The following is a 20,195-nucleotide window of genomic DNA, read 5'->3' as shown; positions in this document are numbered from 1 at the left end:
CGAAGGTTTGTCGAACCGCTTCGATTAGGATCAGAGTAGAGCATCACCATTTCACCCGCAAGACTCAAACGTGTTGCGTGTCACAAAGGCTGATGCCACACTGGACTTCGATGCATTTGTAGAAGCGCTTAAACAATCACCGCCGTACAATCACAGCCGATTGGACCCTCATGCCCACTGCCTCCCCAGCCACCGCCGCCACCTCAAAGGCGCAAGGCCTCCTGGACTGCCTCTCCCGCGACCAGAAGATCGCCATGCTCCACCAGCACGCGCCCGCCGTCGAAGCCCTGGGCCTGGCCCCGTTCCACACCGGAGCAGAGGCGGCCCACGGCGTGGCGTGGCTGGGGCCGGCCACCGTGTTTCCGCAGCCCGTGGGCCTGGCCGCCAGCTGGGATGAGGACCTGATCCGCCGGGTGGGGACCGCCGTCGGGCGTGAACTCCGCGGCAAGAAGGCCACGGATGCCGGTGTGGGCACCAACGCCTGGGCGCCGGTGGTGAATCCGCTGCGGCATCCGCTGTGGGGGCGCAACGAGGAAGGCTTCTCGGAGGATCCGCACCTCACCGCTGCCCTGGCAGGGGCTTACTGCGCTGGACTCAAGGGCGACCACGAAAAGTTCTGGCTGACGGTGCCCACGCTGAAGCACTTCCTGGCATACAACAACGAGGCCGACCGGAACGTGTCCAGCAGCCAGCTGCGGGCGCGCGTGCTGCACGAATACGAGCTTCCGGCCTACCGCGGCCCCATCGAGGACGGCGTTGCCGGAGCGGTGATGCTGTCCTACAACCTGGTCAACGGCCGGCCCGCCCACGTCTCGGACCTCGTGGCCGGCGAGCTGCGGCAGTGGCGGAACGGGGAGGACATCACCATCGTCACCGACGCCGGCGCACCGTCCTCGCTGTACACGGCGGAGAAGTATTTCGACGACGGCCCGTCCGCCTACGCGGCTGCCCTCCGGGCCGGGGTGGACAGCTTCACCGAGGACAGCGACAACCCGGAGCCGTCCCTGAAGCACCTGCACGAAGCCCTGGACCGCGGACTGATCAACGACGCGGACATCGACCGCGCGGTCCTCCGGCTGCTGACCCTGCGGGAGCGGACCGGCGAGTTCGAGCCCGGCGGCGGCCCGTTCGGATCCCTCGGGCCTGAACTCGTGGGCGATCCGGCCCATGTGGCACTGGCCCGGGAAGCGGCGCGCAAGTCGGTGGTGCTGCTCCGGAACGGACCGGCTGCCGGCACAGAGGAAACCCTGCTTCCGCTGGGATCGGCGCCCGGAAAAGTCGCCGTGATCGGCGCGCTCGGTGCCACGGTCCTCAGCGACTGGTACAGCGGCACCCTCCAGGACGAAGTCAGCATTTTCGAAGGCCTGTCCGCGCGGTACGGCGACGTGGTGGCAGAGGCCGGACTGGACCTGGTCTCGCTCCGGTGTGTCAGGACCGGCACCTACCTCGGCGCCGGGGACCCGGAGACCACCCTCACCGCCGGCGCTGCCGCGCCCGGGCCGGCGGAGTCGTTCATCCTCAAGGACTGGGGCGGCGGCGAATGCACCCTGCAGTCCCCCGGCACCGGCAAGTTCGTGGCCGCCGATGGCTACTACCTGGCCGCGTCGGCGGACAGGGTGGGCGGCTGGGTGGTGCAGGAGACGTTCCGCCTGCACCCCGCTGTGGACGGGACCGTGTCCATCCAGCACATCGGCACCGGGAAGTGGGTCCGGATTGAGGCGCACACCGGCAGCGCCGCGCTGTCCGCCGCAACCGTGGAAACGGCCGACCGCTTCGCCCTGCGGACCGTCCGTTCCGGCCAGCAGGCCGCCCGGGACGCTGCCGCCGCGGCCGATGTCGCCGTCGTCGTGGTGGGAAATGATCCGCACCTGGGCGGCCGGGAAACCATCGACCGGTCCACCATTGCCCTCCCCGAGCCCGAGCAGGAGCTGATCCGCCTGGTCCGGGAAGCGAACCCGCGGACCGTCCTGGTGATTGTTTCCTCCTACCCCTACGCGCTGGGCCCGCTGGCGGACACGCCTGCGATTGTGTGGACCTCGCACGCCGGCCAGGAGCTGGGGAACGGCCTGGCGGACATCCTCAGCGGCGACTTTGAACCCGCCGGACGGCTGGCACAGACCTGGTGGCAGCGCGATGCCGACCTGCCCGACATCCTGGACTACGACCTCATCTCCTCGCAGGGCACGTACCTGTACAGCACCGCCGAGCCGCTGTACGCGCTGGGGCACGGCCTCGGCTACAGCACTGTCAGCTACGAATCGGCAGCGCTGGCGGGCGGGGGAACTTCGGAGACCGGGATCGAGGTGGTGGTGCGCAACACCGGCACCAGGACCGCCCACGAGCTGGTCCAGGTCTACGCGGCATCCCCCGGCCACCGCTTCGAGTTCCCGCGGCGGCTCCTGGTGGCGCACCGCCGGGTCGGGCTGGCACCCGGCGAGCGCAGGACCGTGCACATTCCGGTGCCGCTGGACCGGCTGGCCACGTTCAGCGTCACCGCAGGGCGGATGCTGGTGGAGCCGGGAACGTACGAACTGATGGTGGGTCCCTCGGCCAACAGCCTGCCGTTGGACGTCGGGCTGGCGGTGGCCGGCGAGGGAAGCGGTCCGCACCGCCGCGGCGCCTGGATCCGCGCCGAGCTGTTCGACGAATGCTCCAACCTCGCGCTGGTGCCGGAAACGCCGTTGGCGGGCACCGCCGTCGCGCCCTTTTCAGCGCAGGAAAGCGCGACGGCGGTCTACCGCGGCTGGGAGGGCGGCAGGCCTGGGCGTGTGGCTCTCCGGCTCACCGCCTCCGGTACCGGTACCGGCCGGATTGTGGTGCAGCTGCCGGGACGCGGCGGCACGTGGACTGACGCGGCGGAGGCGGCAGTTGGTCCCGGGGTCGACGGCGAGCTGCTGCTTGAGCTGGACGGCAGTGGGCCGGCTGGCGGCGGCGGCCTGGAGGCGGTGCGGATCGTCCTGGCCGGTCCGCTGACGGTGAGCGGGCTGCAGGTGACCTGATGCCCTCTTCAATTGCGGTGGTGTGAAGGCCATCATTGGAGTCACAGAGCGCTGCGGTTCAGATCGGAGTTGGCCATGATCCAGGCATTGTTGTGCAAACTGAATGTTCGCCACGAGTGGCACGTTGAACATGCCGAGGACGGTGGCCTGTACAAGCGTTGTCTGCGCTGCGGCAAGGATGGCTACGACGGGGACGGCGCCAATAACGGCTGGGCGCTGACGAAGTGGTGGTAGCCCGCCGCCCTGGCCCCAGGACTGTAGCCCCGCCACCAGGTCCGCCTACAGGGTGGCCGGATCCGTGTTGGCGCCGCAAAGGATGACCGCGACACGCTCCCCTGCCGCCGGCACATAAGCGCCGGCGTGCAGGGCGGCAAATGCCGCCGCGGCACCGTGTTCCACCACCAGGCGGTACTCATCCCAAAGCCGGCTGCGTGCGGCGACGATGTCGGCGTCGGACACCAGGACGCTTTCGACGCCGGTCCTGACCGCCACCGAGAAGCCGATCCCGCCGATGCTGCGGGCTCCGAGGGAATCGGCGGCGACACCGGACACCGCCACGTCCACAGGTTGCCCGGCGGCGAGCGCTGCGTGAAGCGTGGGCGCGGTTTCCGGCTCAACGGCCACCACTTTGGCGTGGCGTTCGACGGCTGCGGCGATCCCGGCCATCAGCCCGCCGCCGCCCACCGCCACCAGCACGGTGTCCACGCTTCCCAGCTGATCCAGGAGTTCGGAACCAACCGTGCCGGCGCCTGCCGCGATCTCGGGCTGGTCGTAGGCGTGGCAGTACACGGCGCCGGTTTGCGCGGCATGGGCAATGGCGGCCTCGTAGGCCACGGCGTATTCGGCACCGCCCTGGACAACCGTGGCGCCGATGGCTTCGAGCTTCCGGACCTTGAAGGCGGGCGCAGACTCCGGCACAAACACAGTTGCCGGAACGCCCAGCTGGGCGGCGGCATAGGCGTTGGCCAGCCCGGCGTTTCCGCCCGAGGCAACCACCACGCCCACCTTGGGGCGCAGTTCGCCGCGTTCCTTGCTGGCGAGGATCCGGTTGAGGGCGCCGCGGGCCTTGAAGGTTCCGGTGTGCTGCATGAACTCGCACTTGAACCAGACCGGCCCGGGGAAGCTGCCCGGGTCCACTTCAAGGACGGGCGTCAGCCGGGTGAGGCCCCTGATGCGGGCAGCGGCCTGGTCGACGTCGGCGCGGGTAATCATGAAAGGCTCCTGGGTGTGGCTGACGGGCACTCCAGCCTAGCGAAACCATCGATTTCTCCGCTAACGCCGTTTTGAGCCATCAAAGGGCGTTACCGGAGCAGTCGCTAGACCTCGTCGTCCCCGGTTCCGGTGTCTCCGTGCTGCACGAAGTGCGAGAACGGCGCAGTGGACTGGTGGAGTTGGGGACCGCAATAGTGACTGATCTGCGCTGACTCAGACAGCCTGGCCAAGTTCGGCGCCGTCCCGGGCAAGGGTCAGGGAAGGGCGCTGCAGCCTGTCGAGTGCTGCCGCAGCGCCGGAGCCTGGTTCTGCGGTGTAGGTGAGGATGCGGTGGCCGGAATCGTCCGGCACCGTCAGGACTTCGAACCCGAGCTCCAGGGCGCCGAGCTGCGGGTGGTTCAACGCTTTGTTCCCTGACATGCAGTTCTCCACGGGGTGTTCGGCCCACATTGTCGCGAAATCGGGGCTTTTGAGGGTCAGCTCACCAACGAGAGCGGCGAGCCCGGTGTCGTCAGAGAACCGTCCGGAGAGCAGCCGCAGGGAGGCGACGGCGCGGCCGGCCTCTGCCCGCCACTGCGGATAGAGGCTGCGGGTTGCCTCATCCAGGAAGAGCATCCGGGTCAGGTTCGGCCGTTCGGACGGCGTGTCGGGGGCTTCAAAGGCCAGGTGGGAGGCAACCAGCCGGTGGCCGGCCTGGTTCCAGGCGAGGACTTCGGTGCGTTTGCCCAACACCACCGACGGAACCCGCATGGAATCGACCAGGCGTTTCGTTCCTGGCCGCGCCTGGTCGGGCCGGTTCCGGGAGGCTTTGGGGTTACGGGGTTTGTTTCCGGAGAGGTCGGCGAGGTGTTTTCTTTCGACTTCGGTCAGTGCCAGCGCCCGGGCGAGGGAGTCAATAACGGAGTCGGAGGCGTTGATGTGCTGACCCTGTTCGAGCCTGGCGTAGTAGGTCACGCTCATGCCGGCCAGCATGGCAACCTCTTCCCGCCGCAGCCCGGGCACGCGGCGGGTCCCGTAGTCCATCAGCCCGACGTCGGCCGGGGTCAGCGCGTTCCGTCGTTTGCGGAGGAAGTCGCCCATGGCTCCTGGTTGATTCATACCTGTGAGTATTCACGAACATTCCCGAAGGTGGGTAGCACTGCCAGTGCTACCCACAACACGGCGTGGCTGTTCCTGTCCGGCGTCGGCAGGGTGGAGAGGAAAACCCGCCCACGCAGTTCAGTGATTGGATCCTTCCGCGATGACAGCACAGCACACCACGCCCCTCCCGCAACCCGCACCACAAGAACCGGCCACACCGGCAGTTCAGCAAGCTTCCCTCCGGATGACCGGACGGCAGCGGCTGACCATGGTGCTGCTGTTGACGGCCAGCTTCACCCTCGCGGTGGACTTCTCCATCCTGAACGTCGCATTGCCGCGGATCGGCGCCGACGTGGGGTTCTCCCTGGAACACCTGCAGTGGATCGCGACGTCCTTCGCGCTGTGCGCGGCGGGATTTACCTTGTTCTTCGGCCGGGTCGCTGACCTGTTCGGCCGCAAGCGGCTCTTCATCGCCGGCATGGCGCTGCTCGGGATCGGCTCACTGGCAGGCGGGCTCGCCACCGACCCAGGGCTGCTGCTCGCCGCCCGCGCCGCCCAGGGCCTCGCCACGGCGGCGGTCACCCCGGCCGCGCTGTCGCTGCTCACCACCTCTTTCCCGCAGGGGCCGTTGCGGGACAAAGCATTAGGCCTGAACGGGTCGCTGATGGCCGCCGGGTTCACGGCCGGCGCGGTCCTGGGCGGGCTCCTGACCGATCTGCTGTCCTGGCGGTGGGCGTTCTTCATCAACATTCCCATCGCCGTCTTCGTCCTGGTCCTCGCTCCGAAGCTGCTCACCGAATCCGCCCGTAGAAACAAAACCAAGCTCGATGTCCCGGGCGCCTTCACCGTCACTCTCGCCCTCCTTTTGCTGGTCTTTGGGCTGACCGCCGCCGGTGAAAAGGGCTGGGCCGAGCCGCTCGCCTGGGCACCGCTGGCAGCGGGCCTGCTCCTCTTTGTCGTGTTCTTCTCTATCGAGAAAAACACGACACACGCGCTCGTGCCCGTGACCATCCTTCGGCGGAACAACATCGCCTGGGGCAACATCGCCGGGATCCTGGCGTTCGCCACCGAAACGTCCCTCGTGTTCGTGCTTACCCTCTACCTCCAGCAGGTCCTCGACTACACACCGCTCGAGGCCGGACTTGCCTTCGCGGTTCTCGGCGCCGGCACCGTCGCCGGCGGGATCGCCGCCCCGAAACTGATCGGCAGAATCGGCGCCAAGAACACCATCATCACCGGCCTCACAGTCCAGGCGGCCGCCACTGGATCCCTGCTGTTTATCAACACAGACCAGGCCTCACTGAGCATCGTGCTGATCGCCACGTTCATCGGCGGCGTCGCGAACCTCGCAGCCATCGTCGGGTTCATGGTCACTGCCACCACGGGGCTCCCGGACACCGAACAGGGCCTCGCCACCGGGCTGACCACCATGAGCCAGCAGATCGGGATCACCATGGGAATTCCGGTCATGAGCACCATCATCGCCGCATCCCTGCTCCAGTCCGGTGACGCCGGACCGGAGCAGGTGCTAGGTGCAGTGCTGCCGGCAATCGGAATCAACGCCGCCCTCTGCCTCGCAACAGCAGCAACCGTCGGGGTCTTCCTCCGCCGCCCGTTCCACACCGGCTCCTAGCGCACCCCGGCAGCGGCGGGAAGGGCCGGCGCTTCGATTCCAGGTTCCCCTTCGGACACCTCGCCGCGGAAGGCGCGGAGCATGGCTTCGCGGTCGAACTGGCCCTCCCATTTGGCCACCACAAAGGTGGCCACACAGTTGCCCAGGAGGTTCACGGAAACACGCATGGAGTCCATGAGCCTGTCCGCGCCGAGGAGCAGCGCCACGCCTGCCACCGGGAAGATCCCCAAGGCGCCGGCGGTGGCGGAGAGCGCCAGGAAGGCGGAGCCGGGGACACCGGCCATGCCTTTGGACGTGAGCATCAGGATGCCCAGGGCAGCGAGCTGCTGGCCAAGGTCCAGGTGGTGGCCAAACGCCTGTGCCAGGAACAGAAGGGAGATGGACAGGTAGAGCGCGGCGCCGTCAAGGTTGAAGGAGTAGCCCGTGGGAACCACCAGTCCGGTGGTGGCGCGGGAGCAGCCTGCGTTGGTCAGCTTGGTCATTATGCGGGGCAGCACCGACTCGGTGGAGGCAGTGCCCAGCGCCAGCAGGAATTCTTCGCGGGAGTACTTGATGAACTGCCAGAGGGGAACGCGGGGATAGACCCAAGCCACCACGAACAGCAGGCCGATGAAGATGATGGCCGCGCCGTAGCAGGCGGCGACCAGGAGCGCGTAGGTGCTCAGCGAGCCCAGGCCGTACTGGCCGATGATGAAGGCCATGGCCCCCAACGCGCCGATGGGCGCGACCCGCATGACCCAGGCCATGATCTTGAAGAAGAGTTCCAGGACCGTCTCCAGCAGGCCGATCACGGGCATGCACCGTTCACGGCCCACCACCACGATCGCGGCTCCGAAGAACACCGAGAAGCAGAGCACCTGAAGCAGGCTGTTGTTGGCGAAGGCACCAACAACACTGGTTGGGATGACGCCCAGGAGGAACGCCCCGGCGTCCTTGGGCGGCGCCGTGCCCGTCTTGGCGTTGACGGCATCCTGGGACAGCGTGCTGGGGTCGATGTTGAGTCCTGCGCCGGGCTGGACGATGTTGCCGACGATCAGCCCGAACACCAGGGCGAACAACGTCGCTGCAGTGAAGTAAACGAGTGCCTTGACCCCGACCCTCCCGACCGCCTTGACGTCGCCCACGGCCGAGATGCCGGTGACGATCACCAGGAAAATCAGAGGGGCGATGATCATTTTGATGAGCTGGATGAAGCCGTCGCCCAGCGGTCTCAGTCCGGAACCGATGTCCGGCCAGAAATGTCCTATCCCGATTCCCAAAAACACGGCGATGAGGATCTGGAAAAACAGGGATGTGTAGAACGGCTTCTTCGTCCGGGCCGGAGCTTCGCTCGCCGGGGCGCTGGAAGCGGAGGCCGCAGGGGCGGAGGGAAGGATCATTGCATTGCCTATCAGCGAAGGAACGGCGGGAAGCCGTTTGGGTCACAGGCAACGCTAGGGACGCAGTGTTTCGCGCAGGATAAATCCATAGTACGGAAATGTTTAACCGCGAAATGGAAAAGTAGGCAGTCCTAGTGGAGGGAAAGGACCAGGTAGAGGGCCGTGAGGATCAGGACTACGGGTGTCATGACCAGGCGCTCGGGTTTGCTGCGGGAGATGCCGTTCAGCACGATGCCGAGGGCGAAGTAGCCCGTCAGGACCCAGCTGGTGACATCCGTGAAGCCTTCACTGACCAGCGGCGGGACCAGGCCGGCCTTGGCCAGCGCCACGTAGGCGATGAGGACGTAGATGATGATGGACGTGGCACTGCCGATTCGCAGCTTGGCGGGGAGCACGTCATGCTGGCCACCCCAGGCGAATCTCCCCAGTGGTGCCCCGGCAATGAGTGCCGCCTGGAAGACGGCCAAGGCGGCCAGAAGTGCGCACGCAGCTATGGCGGCAAGCTGGACAATCGGCATCGGGACGCACGCTCCTGGTGTCAATGGCATACCGTTACAGGACACCGTCGGCCTTCAGCTTATTGTGACCTCCGACGCATGGCGGGACGATCACGCGGTCCCTGCCGTTAAACCACTGGCGAAAGGAGGCCATGTGCTTGTTGTCTTAACCGGAATCGACGGCTCGGGAAAATCCACGGCCGCCGGCGCCCTGGTGTCCGCGGCCCGGGCCGAGGGCAGGAATGCCCTGCTGCTCAGCAACCACGCCGGCCGGCGCAGCATGTCGGTGCTGGCCCGGCGGCTCGGCATCCAGTGGCCCCGCCACCTCGCCGACGCCACGGAAACCACCCTCCGCGTAGTCAACGTCCTGATTTCCCACGCCAAGGCCAGCCGGTTCGACGGCCTGGTGGTCATGGACCGCCACCTGCACTGCCAGCTGGCACTGCGTGCCGCCAAGGGCCTGCGGCGCGGCCGGGCGCTCCCGTGGCTCCTGTCCGCGCTGCCCGCGCCCGACGCCGTCGTGCATCTGGATGTGGAACCCGCGCTGGCGCACCAGCGCATCGTGGCCCGCGGCACCGACGAGGAAACCCTGGAAGACCTGGTGTCCCTGCGCGACGCCTACCGTTCCATGCCCGAATATCCGGGGTTCGTGCTGCTTGACGCCGACTGCCCGCCGGCTGAAGTAGTGGCCCGGCTGACCCGGATCGTGGACCAGGAAGCGGCCGCTGCGGCCTTGGCCACCCGCTCCTAGTCCGTCTCCGCCCGGTACAGAACTCGCGGTCGTCGTGGCAGACAATCAGAGGCCGTCCCGCCGTCATTTCAGGACCGGCCCGACAGGGTCCGGACGATGACGTTCTTCGGTTCCGTCATTGCCTCGATGGCACTGGCTATGCGTTCCCGTCCGAATCCCACGGAGCGCTTGAAGCCGCCGAACGGCATGGCATCAATGCGGACGTCGCTGGTGTCGTTGAGTTTCGCGGTCACGGGCTTCATCAAGGGCGATGAGCGGCCCCAGGTCAGTTTCCCCTATAGCAATGGCGAATCTCGCCGCCGGACAGCCGATGGGAATCGCCCTCCTCCGGCAACCCACGATTAATTTCCACGTCTAAGTATTTACTCGATACGCAGTGTGCAATATATTGGATATGGCAGAAGTCCCCTACCTCACTTTCAGAAAAGAACGACCATGAGAAGACGGGTTAACGAACCGGCACACCTACTTGGGCAGCGCAGAATCCCTCTGCTGATACCAAGTGGTGCGCGCACTTCGGGGCGCGCACCAGGGAGGCGCATGGTCGTTGGCATTCTCGGCGGCATGGGACCCGCCGCTACGGCGGACTTCTATCTGAAGCTGGTTCAGGCGACCCCGGCCACCGTTGACCAGGAACACCTCCAGGTCCTTATGTGGTCCGATCCGACCATTCCTGACAGGACCGAGGCTCTCCTGACCCACGGAGAAGATCCGACGCCGGCACTGATCGCCGGCGCCAGGTTGCTGCAGCAGTCAGGGGCCGCCTTGCTCGCCGTTCCCTGCAATACCGCGCACGCGTTTCTCGGGGCAGTCCAGGCAGAAGTAGATATCCCGATCATCCACATGATCGAGGAAACGGCGAACAGCATCCGGCGGCTGAGCCCGAACGTTCACCACGTGGGACTTCTCTCGACGACTGGCACACAGAAGGCCGGCCTCTATCAGACCTGGCTGGGCACGAAGGACATCCAGGTTCTCTCGCCGGGCCTCCGTTCCCAAGAAAATCTGGTCATGGCGTCCATTCGCGGCATCAAGGCCGGGACCAGCGGCCTCTCCGTCAGATTGCAGCTCACTCATGCTGCCCAGGAACTTATCGATGCCGGCGCACAAGCGATCATCGGCGGCTGCACCGAGGTTCCCGTGAGTCTGGGAGCGGAGGACATCACCGTGCCCTTCGTCGACCCTGCCCGCATTCTCGCTGAAGCCGTGGTGCAACGAGTGCTCGAATCCGCATAACGCAGAGTACAGTATGCGATATGCCACTAGTCCGTCAGAGCACTGTTGACCGACCCAAAATGAGCGAGGCGGCCTACGAGCGACTACGCGACGCAATCGTCCGCGGGGAGCTGGTCCCGGGCGAAAAGATCAAGGATGCTGACCTCGCGGAAACGCTCGGCCTCAGCAGGACCCCCGTCAGGGAAGCGATCACCCGGCTGGTCGAAAGCGGACTCGTCGAGTCAAAACCCGGCGTCTACACCAAAGTGTCCACACTCAATCAACACGACATCGCAGCAAACCTTGCAGTCCTCAAGGCCCTGGACTCCCTGGCCACAGAATCTGCCGTTCCCCGGCTGACTGAACGGGACATCCAAACCATGCGCCAGGCAAACAGAAACTTTGCCACGGCCGTGCACAAGCAGGACGCCTCAAAGGCCCTCGCCGCAGACGACGCCTTCCACCACGTCGTCATCCAGGCCGCCGGCAACCCGGTCATCGCCCGCATCGTCGAACAACTCCACCCCCAACTGCACCGCATCCTCTACCGCAAATTCTCAGGAATCCTCGGCGGTGAAGAAACCATCAACCACCACGAAGAACTCATCCTGATCTGCGAACAGGGAGATGCTCAAGCGGCGGCCGTAATGTCCGGGGAACACTGGTCTCACCTGGGCGACCTCATCAGTGGCCTCTTCGACTCGGATGAACTTTCCAGCTAGCGGAGTTTGAGGTTCGCAACACATCCCACATCGCAGCTGAGCGAAACGCGGCGGGCTCGTCATCAACAGCATCCTCGGCGTCCTCGCTGCCGGTGTTGCCATCGCACGTTTCGGCCCCTACAGCGTCTGAGCCAGCCAGCGGCGTGTAGAGGTATCCGGCGCAGCACGGCGATCGCTCAGAACGTGGATGCGTCAATCACGAAGCGATACCGCACATCGCTGGCCACGACCCGTTCATAGGCGTCGTTGATCTTGCTGGCCGGAATGACCTCCACCTCGGCACCGAACCCGTGGGCAGCGCAGAAGTTGAGCATTTCCTGCGTCTGGAGGATACCGCCCATCTTGGAACCGGCCAGGCTGCGCCGGGACCCGACCAGTGACCAGGCACGTTGCGTCAGCGGCTTCGAAGGCAGCCCCACGAGAACCATTGTGCCGTCCAATGCAAGCAGCGAAAGGTACTGGTCGACGTCGATATCGGCGGTGACCGTACTGATGACCAGGTCGAAATGACCTCTCAGGACGTCGAAGGTGGCGGGATCCGAGGTGGCGTAGTAGTGCTGCGCCCCCAGGCGGAGCGCGTCCTCCTTTTTCTTGAGCGACTGGCTGAGTACTGTGACCTCGGCTCCCAGGGCTGCTGCGATCTTGACGCCCATGTGGCCGAGCCCGCCCAGGCCGATGATGGCCACGCGGTTCCCGGGTCCGGCATCCCAGTTGCGGAGCGGCGAGTACATGGTGATGCCGGCGCAGAGCAGCGGTGCGGCGGTCTCGAGAGAGATGCCGTCAGGGATCCGCAGCACATAGTTCTCGTCCACCACGATGCTGGTGCTGTAGCCGCCCGCGGTTGGGAGGCCATCCCGTCCCACCGAGTTGTAAGTGCTGATTGATCCGGTCAGGCAGTACTGCTCCTCGCCTGCCAGGCAGTTGGCGCATTCACGGCATGAATCCACAAAACAGCCCACGCCGACACGGTCGCCCACCGCATACCGCGTTACCTTGGTCCCCGCGGCTTCGACGACACCGGCAATCTCATGCCCTACGACCACCGGGTACTTGACTCCTGCCCAGTCGCCTCGCGCAGTGTGGATGTCTGAATGACAGACCCCGGTGAATTTGATGGCGATTCTGACCTCAAACTCGCCGGGGTCGCGTCGTTCGATTACGCCGGGCCCCAGTGGGGATGTGGCAGACGTGGCGAGATATGCCTTGGCAAGGGTGTGCATCTTGCGGCTCCTTAGCTTCGTGGCGGGTCTTGGCTACAGTGGCAGCGGGTCCGAAATGCGGGCCTGCGGGTTTGCAAGGTGCTCGGGGCGGAGGATCTCTTCGAGTTCCTCCTCGGTGAGCAATCCGCGTTCCAGGACAAGGGAAGTGACGCTGCCGCCTGTTGCCAGAGCCTGCCGGGCGATGGAGGTTGCCGCATCGTAGCCGATGAGCGGGTTGAGGATGGTAACGACGCCGATGCTCGCCTCGACCTGGGAACGCAGGTATTCCTTGTTGGCTGTGATCACCTCGATGCAGTGATCGGCCAAAGTGGTGCAGGCTGCGGTGAGGTGGGTCAGGCTGGCGAACAGGGAGCGGGCGATGATCGGTTCGAAGGCGTTCAGCTGCAGCTGTCCTGCCTCGGCCGCCATGGTAATGGTGAGATCATTGCCGATAACGTCGAAGGCTACCTGGTTGACGACTTCCGGAATCACCGGGTTGACCTTGCCAGGCATGATGCTTGATCCCGCTTGGCGCGGGGGTAGGTTGATCTCGGCGAAGCCTGCCCTGGGCCCGGAGGACAGCAGCCGCAGGTCGTTGCAGATCTTTGACAGCTTCACGGCGACGCGTTTCAGCGTCCCGGAGAACAGTACGAATGCTCCGCAGTCCTGGGTTGCTTCCACAAGGTTGCCTGCCGTCACCAGCGGCAGCCCTGTGATTTTCCGAAGATGTGAGCACGCTTCCGCTGCGTACTGTGGATGGGTGTTAATACCTGTTCCGATGGCGGTCGCGCCGAGGTTGATCTCGTGCAGGTGGACCAAGGCTTCCCGGATCCGCCGTTCATCCTCGTCCACCATCACCGCATAGGTGCTGAACTCCTGGCCCAGGGTCATGGGAACGGCGTCCTGCAGCTGGGTCCTGCCCACTTTCACCACGTCGTCGAACTCGACGGCCTTGCGCGCCAGCGCTCCGCGGAGATACGCCATGGCGGACAACAGCTCATAGGTGCCTTGGATGGTGGCGATCTTGATCGCCGTGGGGTACACGTCGTTGGTGGACTGGCCCATGTTCACGTCCCCGTTGGGGTGAATCATGGAGTACTCCCCTTTGCCCAGCCCCAGGTGCTCCAGCGCGCGGTTGGCGATCACTTCGTTGGCATTCATGTTCGTTGACGTTCCGGCCCCGCTCTGGATGACATCCACTACGAACTGGTCCAGCAGCAGTCCCTGTTCTATGTCCTGGCAGGCCTGTTGGATGGCATCCTTCTTGACTGCATCAATCAGGCCCAGATCGAAGTTCGCCAGCACCGCCGCGCGCTTGACCTGGGCCAGTGCCCTGACCAGCCCGGGATAGGTGGAGATCGCCGTGCCGGTAATCGGGAAGTTTTCAACAGCGCGCAAGGTCTGGATGCCCCAGTAGGCGTCGGCCGGAATCTCTCTGGACCCCATGAAGTCCTTTTCCTGACGGCTGCCTTTGGTCGACGGAAGAGGTGATGCGGTGGTCTGTGTCACTGTTCTCAGTTCGCGATGGTGGTGCTGGGGCCGGGGATTAGGTGGATGGGCCGCGTGCGCGTGCGGGTGCCCTCGCCTGCGGTTTCGGCGCCGTTAATGAAGTGGTTGATCAGGGTGAGTGTCGTCGTTGACGTGGCCATGGCTGTGTTCCTCTTCAGGTAGGCGAGGGCTCAGGAGTCGGGACGAATCCAAGAGCCTTGTCCACGATGTTTTCCAGTAGTTCGCCGTTGCAGTACCGTTTCAGGTTGTCCACAAACAGCTTGCCGAGGTCATCGAGGTAGTCTTCGGTGTCGCCGCTCATGTGGGGGGTGATGATGACGTTGTCCATGCGCCAGAGGGGGTGTCCTTCGGGCAAGGGCTCGGGATGGGCAACGTCCAGGGCCGCCCCGGCAATGGAACCCGACGCCAACGCCCCGGTCAGTGCGAGAGTATCCACCAGTTCACCGCGTCCCACGTTGATCAGCCGGGCGGACGGCTTCATTGCTGCGAGGACTTCGGCGCCGACCAGTCCCGTGGTGTCGGTCGTCAGCGGCGCTGCGAGGACCAGGTAGTCGTAGTTACGGACGGTCCCGGCCAGGTCACCGGAGGAATGGATCTGCCCAAAATCAGCGTCCACGGGCCGGCTTGTCCTTCCCGCACCGTCGACTTCCATGCCCACGGCGCGGAAGAGACGGGCGATTTCACGTCCAATGGACCCGGTGCCGACCACCAAGGCGCGTTGGCCCTGGATCTTGCGGGTAACCCGGTGCTGCCAGCGTTGCTGCTGCTGGAGCCTGAACGAACCCTGCGCGTCCTTCGCCATGTCGAGGACAAAACCGAGGGCAAACTCCGCGATAGCCCTGCTGAGCACTCCGCGGGAGTTGGTGTAAACAACGTTGCTGCCGATCAGTTCATCAAACAGGAGCTGACTGACTCCCGCCGCAGAAACATGGACCCACTTCAGTGTTGACGCGGCACTCCAGTTCTCCCGCAAAGCCGGCGAGAAGGAGTGCCACTGGTACAGCACGTCCGCGCCGTCCATCGCCTCTGCCAGACCGTCAGCCTTGGTCAGCCGGACATCTGCAAGCTTCTCGATCTCAGCAAGACGGGGAGGCAGCGCCTCCCGATACAGGGCCGCGACGACAGGGCGCTTAGCTCCGGCAGCGATGCTCGTCATGCCGTTACGGGAGCAAGCGCGTCAATGGCGGTCAGGACGGCGGCCGTGAATTCCGACGTCGACGAGGTTCCGCCGACGTCGCGGGTTCCATGACCGTGCCGAAGCGCGGCCTCAAAGGCCAGCCGAAGGTGACCGGCTGCCTCGGAGTGGCCAAGGTGCTCAAGCATCATGGCACCGGACCAGATCTGGCCCACCGGGTTTGCCAGGCCTTTGCCTGCAATATCCGGCGCAGAGCCATGGACCGGCTCAAAGAGGGACGGGAAATCCCCCTCGGGGTTCAGGTTGGCGCTTGGTGCCAACCCGATGGAACCGGTGACAGAGCTGCCAAGATCCGAAAGGATGTCACCGAACAGGTTGGACGCCACAATGACATCGAAAGTCCAGGGTTTCAGGACCAGATGCGCGGCAAGCGCGTCAACGAGCTCGCTGGTCAGCGCTACGCCGGGGTATTCGCGAACCGTTTCGGAAACGACTTCGTCCCAGAAGGGCATGGTGTGCACGATGCCGTTGCTCTTAGTGGCAGAAGTCAGCAATCCCCGCCGGGTCGCCGCGAGGCGGGCGGCGTAGTGTGCTGCCCGCGAAACTCCCAACCGGGTGAAGATGGTTTCCTGCACCGCGCTCTCCTGCGGCAGCCCCCGGTACATCCGGCCGCCGACCTCCGAATATTCGCCTTCGTTGTTTTCCCGGACAATGAGGAGATCGATCGGATGCTTGGCCGCAAGAGGCGACGCAACGCCGTCGAGCGTTTTGACCGGGCGGAGGTTGATGTATTGCTGGAATTCCCGGCGGATGGGAATCAGCAATCCCCACAACGATTCCGCATCCGGAACCTCTGGCGAGCCGACTGCGCCCAGGAAGATCGCGTCATGCCTGGCCAGCTGTTCCAGCCCGTCGACGGGCATCATCCTGCCGTGCTTGGCGTAGTAGTCCGAGCCCCAGTCGAAGTAGGTGAACGCAAGGTTCAGGGAATGGATCCCTGCGATCCGCTCGAGGCATTCGATTGCAGCGGGAACAACTTCATTCCCGATGCCGTCCCCTGCGATGACTGCGATGCTGTGCCTGCTCATGGTGTCCGTTCTGTCAGCGGGCCCCGTTGTTTCCGGCGGGGCGGCTCTCCGAGGTTGATGATGGTGCTCTTCGGTTCAGTCATTTCCAGCACGGCGTATTTCACACCTTCGCGGCCTACGCCCGACTTCTTGAATCCGCCGAACGGCATTGAGTCAATGCGGACGTCGCTGGTCTCATTGATGACAACGGCACCAACGTGCAGCCGGTCGGCGATGGCCATCGCAAGGTCGATGGATTGTGTGAAGACACCCGCCTGGAGACCGTATTCGGAACTGTTGGCTGCAAAAATGGCGTCCTGGGCTTCGATGAACGGCAGGATGCTGACCACTGGCCCGAACACTTCCTCCCGGATCACCCGGCATTCCGAGGGCACGTCGGTCAGGACTGTGGGTTCGTAGTAGGCGCTCCTGCGTTTGCCTCCGGTGTGTACGGTGGCCCCGGCAGCCTTCGCCTCCTCCACCCATTCCTCGACCCTCCGGGCCTCTTCCTCCGAAATGAGGGGCCCGACGTCGGTGTTCCGGTCGAGCTTGGACCCGGTCCTGAGTGCCTGGGTGCCGGCGATGACGTGTTCGAGGACCTGTTCGAAGAGCGAGATATGGACGTACACGCGCTGCACGGACAGGCAGTTCTGGCCCGCAACGCCGAATGCTCCGGCCACAATCGCCTTGGCTGCCTGTATGGCGTCAGCGTCCGGGCAGACAATGGTGGCGTTGTTTCCGCCGAGTTCGGAGATGATCTTCTTCGCACCTGCCGCGGCGGCAATGCGGTCCGCGGTCTGGGGACCTCCGGTGAAGGAGATCAGATCCACTTGCGGGTCCGTCACCAGCGCTTCGGAAACGCCCGGGCCGGAGACGATCGCTGCAAGACGTCCCGACGGAACACCCGCTTCAAGGAGCAGCTGGACCAGTGCCAGCCCGGACAGCGGGGTGCGGCCGGAAGGCTTAAGTACGACGCCGTTGCCTCCGATGAGGGCCGGGCCCAGCTTGTGTGCCACCAGGTTCAGTGGATCGTTGAACGGCGTGATGGCCGCGACGATCCCCACCGGCTTACGGCTGTACCAGCCGATCTTGGTTCCGCCGGCCATGCTGTCGTCAAAGCCCAGAGTCTCCCCCGTGAGCTCGGACGCAGCGGCGGCGGAAAGCCTCAGGGTTTCCATGCAACGCCGTACCTCACGCTCGGCCTCGACGATCGTCTTGCTGCTTTCGGCGGCAATGATCTTTGAGAACCGCGTCGACTGTTCGCCGAGGAGCTGCACGGCCTTGTCCAGCGCCTCGCGGCGTGAACGTACCGGCCATTCGTCAACCTGGAGGTGGCGATGAATGTGCGCGGTCGCGCGCCGCACGTCCTGGGGTGTGGAGATGCAGACCCGGCCGAGCAGGATGCCATCTTCAGGATCCCGTATTTCCAGGGTCATGTCGGTGGTTTGCCACTGGCCTTCGAAAAAGGCACCGCCGGGAAGGTTGGCCACGTTTGCCCGGCCATAACCGGTTTCCGCAACTGTTTTCGGGCGCGTTTGAGCCGCGGTCGTTGATGAAAGCATCTGAAACCCTTATCCCGCCTATTTGACCCGGTCGATGATTTTTGCGGCTGCGCCGATAAAGGGCAGGAACCAGGGCGGGCCGAAGTGGCCCGGGACTGGCGGGTTCTTCAGGTCCTCCCAGACGTTAGCTGACTTGTCCCCGGCCATGTAGTGGGCCATTCTCTTGCCCATGTGGGCTGCCATTTGCACTCCGTGTCCGCTGTAGCAGAGGGAGTAGTAGAGTCCGTCGTGGACGCCGGCGTGGACCATTTGGTCCATGGAAAGGTCCACCAGGCCGCCCCAGATGTAGTCCACCTTGGCGTTGGACAGGTAGGGGAAGAGCTCGAGCATGGCCTTGCGCAGGATCTCGGCGCTCTTGACGTCCGAGTCCGGGCTGGACAGTGCGAAACGGGCGCGGCCGCCGAAGAGGAGCCTGTTGTCCGGGGTGATCCGGAAGTAGTAGGTCAGCATCTTGCTGTCCGATGCCTGGCGGCGGTTGGGCAGGATCCGGTTGACCACGTCTTCGGGCAGCGGGTCAGTCACAATGATGAAGCTGCCCACCGGAATGACCCTGCGCTGCAGCCACGGGGTGATGTTGCCGGTGTAGCCGCTGCTGGCGACCAGGACCTGCTTGGCCCTGGTGATGCCTCGGGTGGTGTGCACGTCGTGCACGGTGCCGGAAACCTTTTTCAGCTCGGTCACTGCCGCGTTCTCGCAAATATCCGCTCCGGCGGCAACAGCCACCTCGGCCAGGCCATGCACGAACTTTCCTACATGCAGACCTGCCCCGAGCGGGTCAACCATCGCTCCCTGGTAGAAGTCCGTGCCGATTTCACTGTGGATCTCGGACTTCGGGATCACGGTGACATGGTGGTCGGCCAGTGTGGCCAGCTTCTCCTGCGACCTCAGGAAGCCCTCATAGTGGGACTTGTGGAAGGCCAGCGAGAGCTTCCCAAAACGCTTGTAGTCGCAGTCGATGGCGTTGTCATGCACCAGCTTCTCGATGGTGTCGATGGCGTCGTTGTATTCCTGGAACATCTCCACGGCCCGTGTGGCGCCGTAGCGCTTGACCGCGGTGCTGAAGCTGATGGCCAACCCGGTAGTAGCCATTCCCCCGTTACGGCCCGATGCGCCCCACCCTACGGTGTGGCGTTCGAAGACGGCAACGCTGGCACCTTGCTTGGCAAATTCCAGGGCCGCGGAAAGCCCCGTAAATCCGGCGCCGATAATTGCCACATCGACGTTTTCGGGTACCGGCGTCTGCCGGTAGTCTCCGGATGCTTGGGCTGTGTCCAGCCAGTATGGAATGAGTTTCACGGTTGACCTTTCGCCTCGAAGTCGGTTAGAGACCGAGGTGCTTGTTGAGCTCGTCCAGGGACTTAACAGAGTTGAGGTCGTAGCCCTCGGTGATGGGGTCATAGCCACGGTCCAGCATCCAGAGGTTCCGGAAGCCCATGTCGTGCATCGGATGCATGTCGTAGCGCGTGTGCGAGGAGACGTGCAGGAAGTCCTCCGGCTTGGCGTTCAGCGTGTCGAGCATGTACTCAAACGCCTGGTAGCGCGGCTTGTAGGCCTGGGCCTGCTCAGCAGTGTAAACGGCGTGGAAGTCTGCGCCGAGCTTGGGAATGCTGATGTCCAGGAAGCTGGTGTCCGCGTTGGACAGAGCCACCAGCTGGTAGTTGTCGCCCATGAGCTTCAGCGGAGCCGGCACGTCTTCGTGGGCAACCCAGCCGCGTACAGCCTCAGCGAACGCTGCTCCAGCGCCTTCGGTCGGCCCGATGCCCCAGCGCTTGCACACCCGGTCAAAGGAATCCTGAAGGATCGCCTCGTAGGGCTTGTAGTCGCCAAGTACCTCGTCGAACCGGTACCCGCGGAACTGCTTCTTGAAGGTCGGCCACTGCTCTTCAGAGATGCGGCCATCAAGCAGGCGGCGCGTGGTGGGATCAATGTCGAAGTTAATGAGCGTGCCGTAGATATCAAAAGAGATGTACTTCGGCCGGAAGTTCGTATCCGCCATGTTCTGTTCCGTTCTTTCAGGAAGTGGAAGGGGGTAGCCCTTCCTTGCGTATTGGGGTTTGGGAGGAGCGCCGTGAGATGGGAACCGTGCCCGGCAGGCTGGAAGGTTCCTGCCCCGATGATTCGACTCTAAGCGTCCAAATTGTAAATTGTCAACAGTTTTGGAGGCTTTGATCAGAACGGTTCTCATGCCGATGCCTCTTGAAAAAAACATGCTGTAAATTGTTGACAATCTACTGT

General features: G+C 64.4%; 19 protein-coding genes. 6 read left to right on the top strand and 13 right to left on the bottom strand.

Going from position 1 to position 20,195, the window contains the following annotated elements; translation table 11 throughout:
- Window positions 1–170: 170 nt before the first annotated feature.
- Both J2X42_RS11385 and J2X42_RS11380 read left to right on the top strand, forming a co-directional pair.
- The gene (locus tag J2X42_RS11385; RefSeq protein WP_310165166.1) at window positions 171–2,999 is read left to right on the top strand and encodes a glycoside hydrolase family 3 C-terminal domain-containing protein; all 2,829 of its coding nucleotides are present in this window, start codon (window positions 171–173) and stop codon (window positions 2,997–2,999) included.
- Window positions 3,000–3,074: 75 nt separating this feature from the next.
- Window positions 3,075–3,233: a hypothetical protein gene (locus J2X42_RS11380; RefSeq protein WP_165478346.1), complete on the top strand. Its 159-nt coding sequence runs from the start codon at window positions 3,075–3,077 to the stop codon at window positions 3,231–3,233.
- Between the two features lie 45 nt (window positions 3,234–3,278).
- On the opposite strand, the gene J2X42_RS11375 is transcribed toward J2X42_RS11380, so the two are convergent.
- Both J2X42_RS11375 and J2X42_RS11370 read right to left on the bottom strand, forming a co-directional pair.
- Window positions 3,279–4,211, bottom strand: coding sequence for a threonine/serine dehydratase (locus J2X42_RS11375; protein WP_310165163.1), 933 nt, complete (start codon window positions 4,209–4,211; stop codon window positions 3,279–3,281).
- Between the two features lie 213 nt (window positions 4,212–4,424).
- Window positions 4,425–5,309 (bottom strand): helix-turn-helix transcriptional regulator, encoded by an 885-nt coding sequence (locus tag J2X42_RS11370; protein WP_310165161.1) that lies wholly within the window; start codon window positions 5,307–5,309, stop codon window positions 4,425–4,427.
- A 142-nt stretch (window positions 5,310–5,451) separates the two neighbouring features.
- Between J2X42_RS11370 and J2X42_RS11365 the strand changes: the two genes are divergently transcribed.
- The gene (locus J2X42_RS11365) at window positions 5,452–6,924 is read left to right on the top strand and encodes an MFS transporter (protein ID WP_310165159.1); all 1,473 of its coding nucleotides are present in this window, start codon (window positions 5,452–5,454) and stop codon (window positions 6,922–6,924) included.
- Here the strand turns inward: J2X42_RS11365 and J2X42_RS11360 are convergent.
- Together J2X42_RS11360 and J2X42_RS11355 are read right to left on the bottom strand one after the other, a co-directional pair.
- A complete protein-coding gene (locus J2X42_RS11360; RefSeq protein ID WP_310165157.1) occupies window positions 6,921–8,303 on the bottom strand; it encodes a cation:dicarboxylate symporter family transporter in 1,383 nt (460 codons plus the stop codon). The two genes, J2X42_RS11365 and J2X42_RS11360, sit on opposite strands and share 4 nt — an antisense overlap.
- Window positions 8,304–8,434: 131 nt before the next feature.
- Complete coding sequence (locus J2X42_RS11355; protein ID WP_310165155.1) at window positions 8,435–8,821, bottom strand: hypothetical protein; 387 nt, start codon at window positions 8,819–8,821, stop codon at window positions 8,435–8,437.
- Between the two features lie 133 nt (window positions 8,822–8,954).
- Between J2X42_RS11355 and J2X42_RS11350 the strand changes: the two genes are divergently transcribed.
- Window positions 8,955–9,551 carry an AAA family ATPase gene (locus J2X42_RS11350; RefSeq protein ID WP_310165154.1) on the top strand — a complete coding sequence of 199 codons (597 nt, stop codon included), beginning with the start codon at window positions 8,955–8,957 and terminating at the stop codon, window positions 9,549–9,551.
- Between the two features lie 68 nt (window positions 9,552–9,619).
- On the opposite strand, the gene J2X42_RS11345 is transcribed toward J2X42_RS11350, so the two are convergent.
- Window positions 9,620–9,784 carry an aldehyde dehydrogenase family protein gene (locus J2X42_RS11345; protein ID WP_310165151.1) on the bottom strand — a complete coding sequence of 55 codons (165 nt, stop codon included), beginning with the start codon at window positions 9,782–9,784 and terminating at the stop codon, window positions 9,620–9,622.
- Between the two features lie 307 nt (window positions 9,785–10,091).
- On the opposite strand from J2X42_RS11345, the gene J2X42_RS11340 reads away from it, so the two are divergent.
- Together J2X42_RS11340 and J2X42_RS11335 are read left to right on the top strand one after the other, a co-directional pair.
- Window positions 10,092–10,787 carry an amino acid racemase gene (locus J2X42_RS11340; RefSeq protein ID WP_310165149.1) on the top strand — a complete coding sequence of 232 codons (696 nt, stop codon included), beginning with the start codon at window positions 10,092–10,094 and terminating at the stop codon, window positions 10,785–10,787.
- A 59-nt stretch (window positions 10,788–10,846) separates the two neighbouring features.
- Window positions 10,847–11,488: a GntR family transcriptional regulator gene (locus tag J2X42_RS11335; RefSeq protein ID WP_310165147.1), complete on the top strand. Its 642-nt coding sequence runs from the start codon at window positions 10,847–10,849 to the stop codon at window positions 11,486–11,488.
- Window positions 11,489–11,664: 176 nt separating this feature from the next.
- On the opposite strand, the gene J2X42_RS11330 is transcribed toward J2X42_RS11335, so the two are convergent.
- From J2X42_RS11330 to J2X42_RS11295, 8 genes are read right to left on the bottom strand one after another with little or no spacing between them, the layout of a single operon-like run.
- Window positions 11,665–12,708: an NAD(P)-dependent alcohol dehydrogenase gene (locus J2X42_RS11330; RefSeq protein WP_310165146.1), complete on the bottom strand. Its 1,044-nt coding sequence runs from the start codon at window positions 12,706–12,708 to the stop codon at window positions 11,665–11,667.
- Between the two features lie 33 nt (window positions 12,709–12,741).
- A complete protein-coding gene (gene aspA / locus J2X42_RS11325; RefSeq protein WP_310165144.1) occupies window positions 12,742–14,196 on the bottom strand; it encodes an aspartate ammonia-lyase in 1,455 nt (484 codons plus the stop codon).
- Window positions 14,197–14,201: 5 nt separating this feature from the next.
- Complete coding sequence (locus tag J2X42_RS11320) at window positions 14,202–14,336, bottom strand: hypothetical protein (RefSeq protein ID WP_310165142.1); 135 nt, start codon at window positions 14,334–14,336, stop codon at window positions 14,202–14,204.
- A 14-nt stretch (window positions 14,337–14,350) separates the two neighbouring features.
- On the bottom strand, window positions 14,351–15,352 hold the full coding sequence (locus J2X42_RS11315) for a D-2-hydroxyacid dehydrogenase (RefSeq protein WP_310165140.1): 1,002 nt from the start codon (window positions 15,350–15,352) through the stop codon (window positions 14,351–14,353).
- On the bottom strand, window positions 15,349–16,419 hold the full coding sequence (locus tag J2X42_RS11310) for a tartrate dehydrogenase (protein WP_310165138.1): 1,071 nt from the start codon (window positions 16,417–16,419) through the stop codon (window positions 15,349–15,351). The genes J2X42_RS11315 and J2X42_RS11310 overlap by 4 nt, the downstream gene beginning before the upstream one ends.
- Complete coding sequence (locus J2X42_RS11305; RefSeq protein WP_310165136.1) at window positions 16,416–17,960, bottom strand: aldehyde dehydrogenase family protein; 1,545 nt, start codon at window positions 17,958–17,960, stop codon at window positions 16,416–16,418. Before J2X42_RS11305 ends, J2X42_RS11310 begins: the two co-directional genes overlap by 4 nt.
- A gap of 18 nt (window positions 17,961–17,978) precedes the next feature.
- A complete protein-coding gene (locus tag J2X42_RS11300; protein ID WP_310165134.1) occupies window positions 17,979–19,256 on the bottom strand; it encodes an FAD-binding oxidoreductase in 1,278 nt (425 codons plus the stop codon).
- A gap of 25 nt (window positions 19,257–19,281) precedes the next feature.
- Window positions 19,282–19,956 (bottom strand): haloacid dehalogenase type II, encoded by a 675-nt coding sequence (locus tag J2X42_RS11295; protein ID WP_310165131.1) that lies wholly within the window; start codon window positions 19,954–19,956, stop codon window positions 19,282–19,284.
- Window positions 19,957–20,195: the final 239 nt, after the last annotated feature.

The sequence above is a fragment of the Arthrobacter sp. BE255 genome, assembly GCF_031457335.1.
GTDB lineage: Bacteria > Actinomycetota > Actinomycetes > Actinomycetales > Micrococcaceae > Arthrobacter.
This window is presented reverse-complemented; position numbering and strand designations above follow the sequence as displayed.

What these genes read in the sequence shown, in the direction of transcription:
- J2X42_RS11385 (WP_310165166.1), top strand. Translation starts at nt 171, where the DNA reads ATGCCCACTGCCTCCCCAGCCACCGCCGCCACCTCAAAGGCGCAAGGC.
- J2X42_RS11380 (WP_165478346.1), top strand. Translation starts at nt 3,075, where the DNA reads ATGATCCAGGCATTGTTGTGCAAACTGAATGTTCGCCACGAGTGGCAC.
- J2X42_RS11375 (WP_310165163.1), bottom strand. Translation starts at nt 4,211, where the DNA reads ATGATTACCCGCGCCGACGTCGACCAGGCCGCTGCCCGCATCAGGGGC.
- J2X42_RS11370 (WP_310165161.1), bottom strand. Translation starts at nt 5,309, where the DNA reads ATGAATCAACCAGGAGCCATGGGCGACTTCCTCCGCAAACGACGGAAC.
- J2X42_RS11365 (WP_310165159.1), top strand. Translation starts at nt 5,452, where the DNA reads ATGACAGCACAGCACACCACGCCCCTCCCGCAACCCGCACCACAAGAA.
- J2X42_RS11360 (WP_310165157.1), bottom strand. Translation starts at nt 8,303, where the DNA reads ATGATCCTTCCCTCCGCCCCTGCGGCCTCCGCTTCCAGCGCCCCGGCG.
- J2X42_RS11355 (WP_310165155.1), bottom strand. Translation starts at nt 8,821, where the DNA reads ATGCCGATTGTCCAGCTTGCCGCCATAGCTGCGTGCGCACTTCTGGCC.
- J2X42_RS11340 (WP_310165149.1), top strand. Translation starts at nt 10,092, where the DNA reads ATGGTCGTTGGCATTCTCGGCGGCATGGGACCCGCCGCTACGGCGGAC.
- J2X42_RS11335 (WP_310165147.1), top strand. Translation starts at nt 10,847, where the DNA reads ATGAGCGAGGCGGCCTACGAGCGACTACGCGACGCAATCGTCCGCGGG.
- J2X42_RS11330 (WP_310165146.1), bottom strand. Translation starts at nt 12,708, where the DNA reads ATGCACACCCTTGCCAAGGCATATCTCGCCACGTCTGCCACATCCCCA.
- J2X42_RS11320 (WP_310165142.1), bottom strand. Translation starts at nt 14,336, where the DNA reads ATGGCCACGTCAACGACGACACTCACCCTGATCAACCACTTCATTAAC.
- J2X42_RS11315 (WP_310165140.1), bottom strand. Translation starts at nt 15,352, where the DNA reads ATGACGAGCATCGCTGCCGGAGCTAAGCGCCCTGTCGTCGCGGCCCTG.
- J2X42_RS11310 (WP_310165138.1), bottom strand. Translation starts at nt 16,419, where the DNA reads ATGAGCAGGCACAGCATCGCAGTCATCGCAGGGGACGGCATCGGGAAT.
- J2X42_RS11305 (WP_310165136.1), bottom strand. Translation starts at nt 17,960, where the DNA reads ATGCTTTCATCAACGACCGCGGCTCAAACGCGCCCGAAAACAGTTGCG.
- J2X42_RS11295 (WP_310165131.1), bottom strand. Translation starts at nt 19,956, where the DNA reads ATGGCGGATACGAACTTCCGGCCGAAGTACATCTCTTTTGATATCTAC.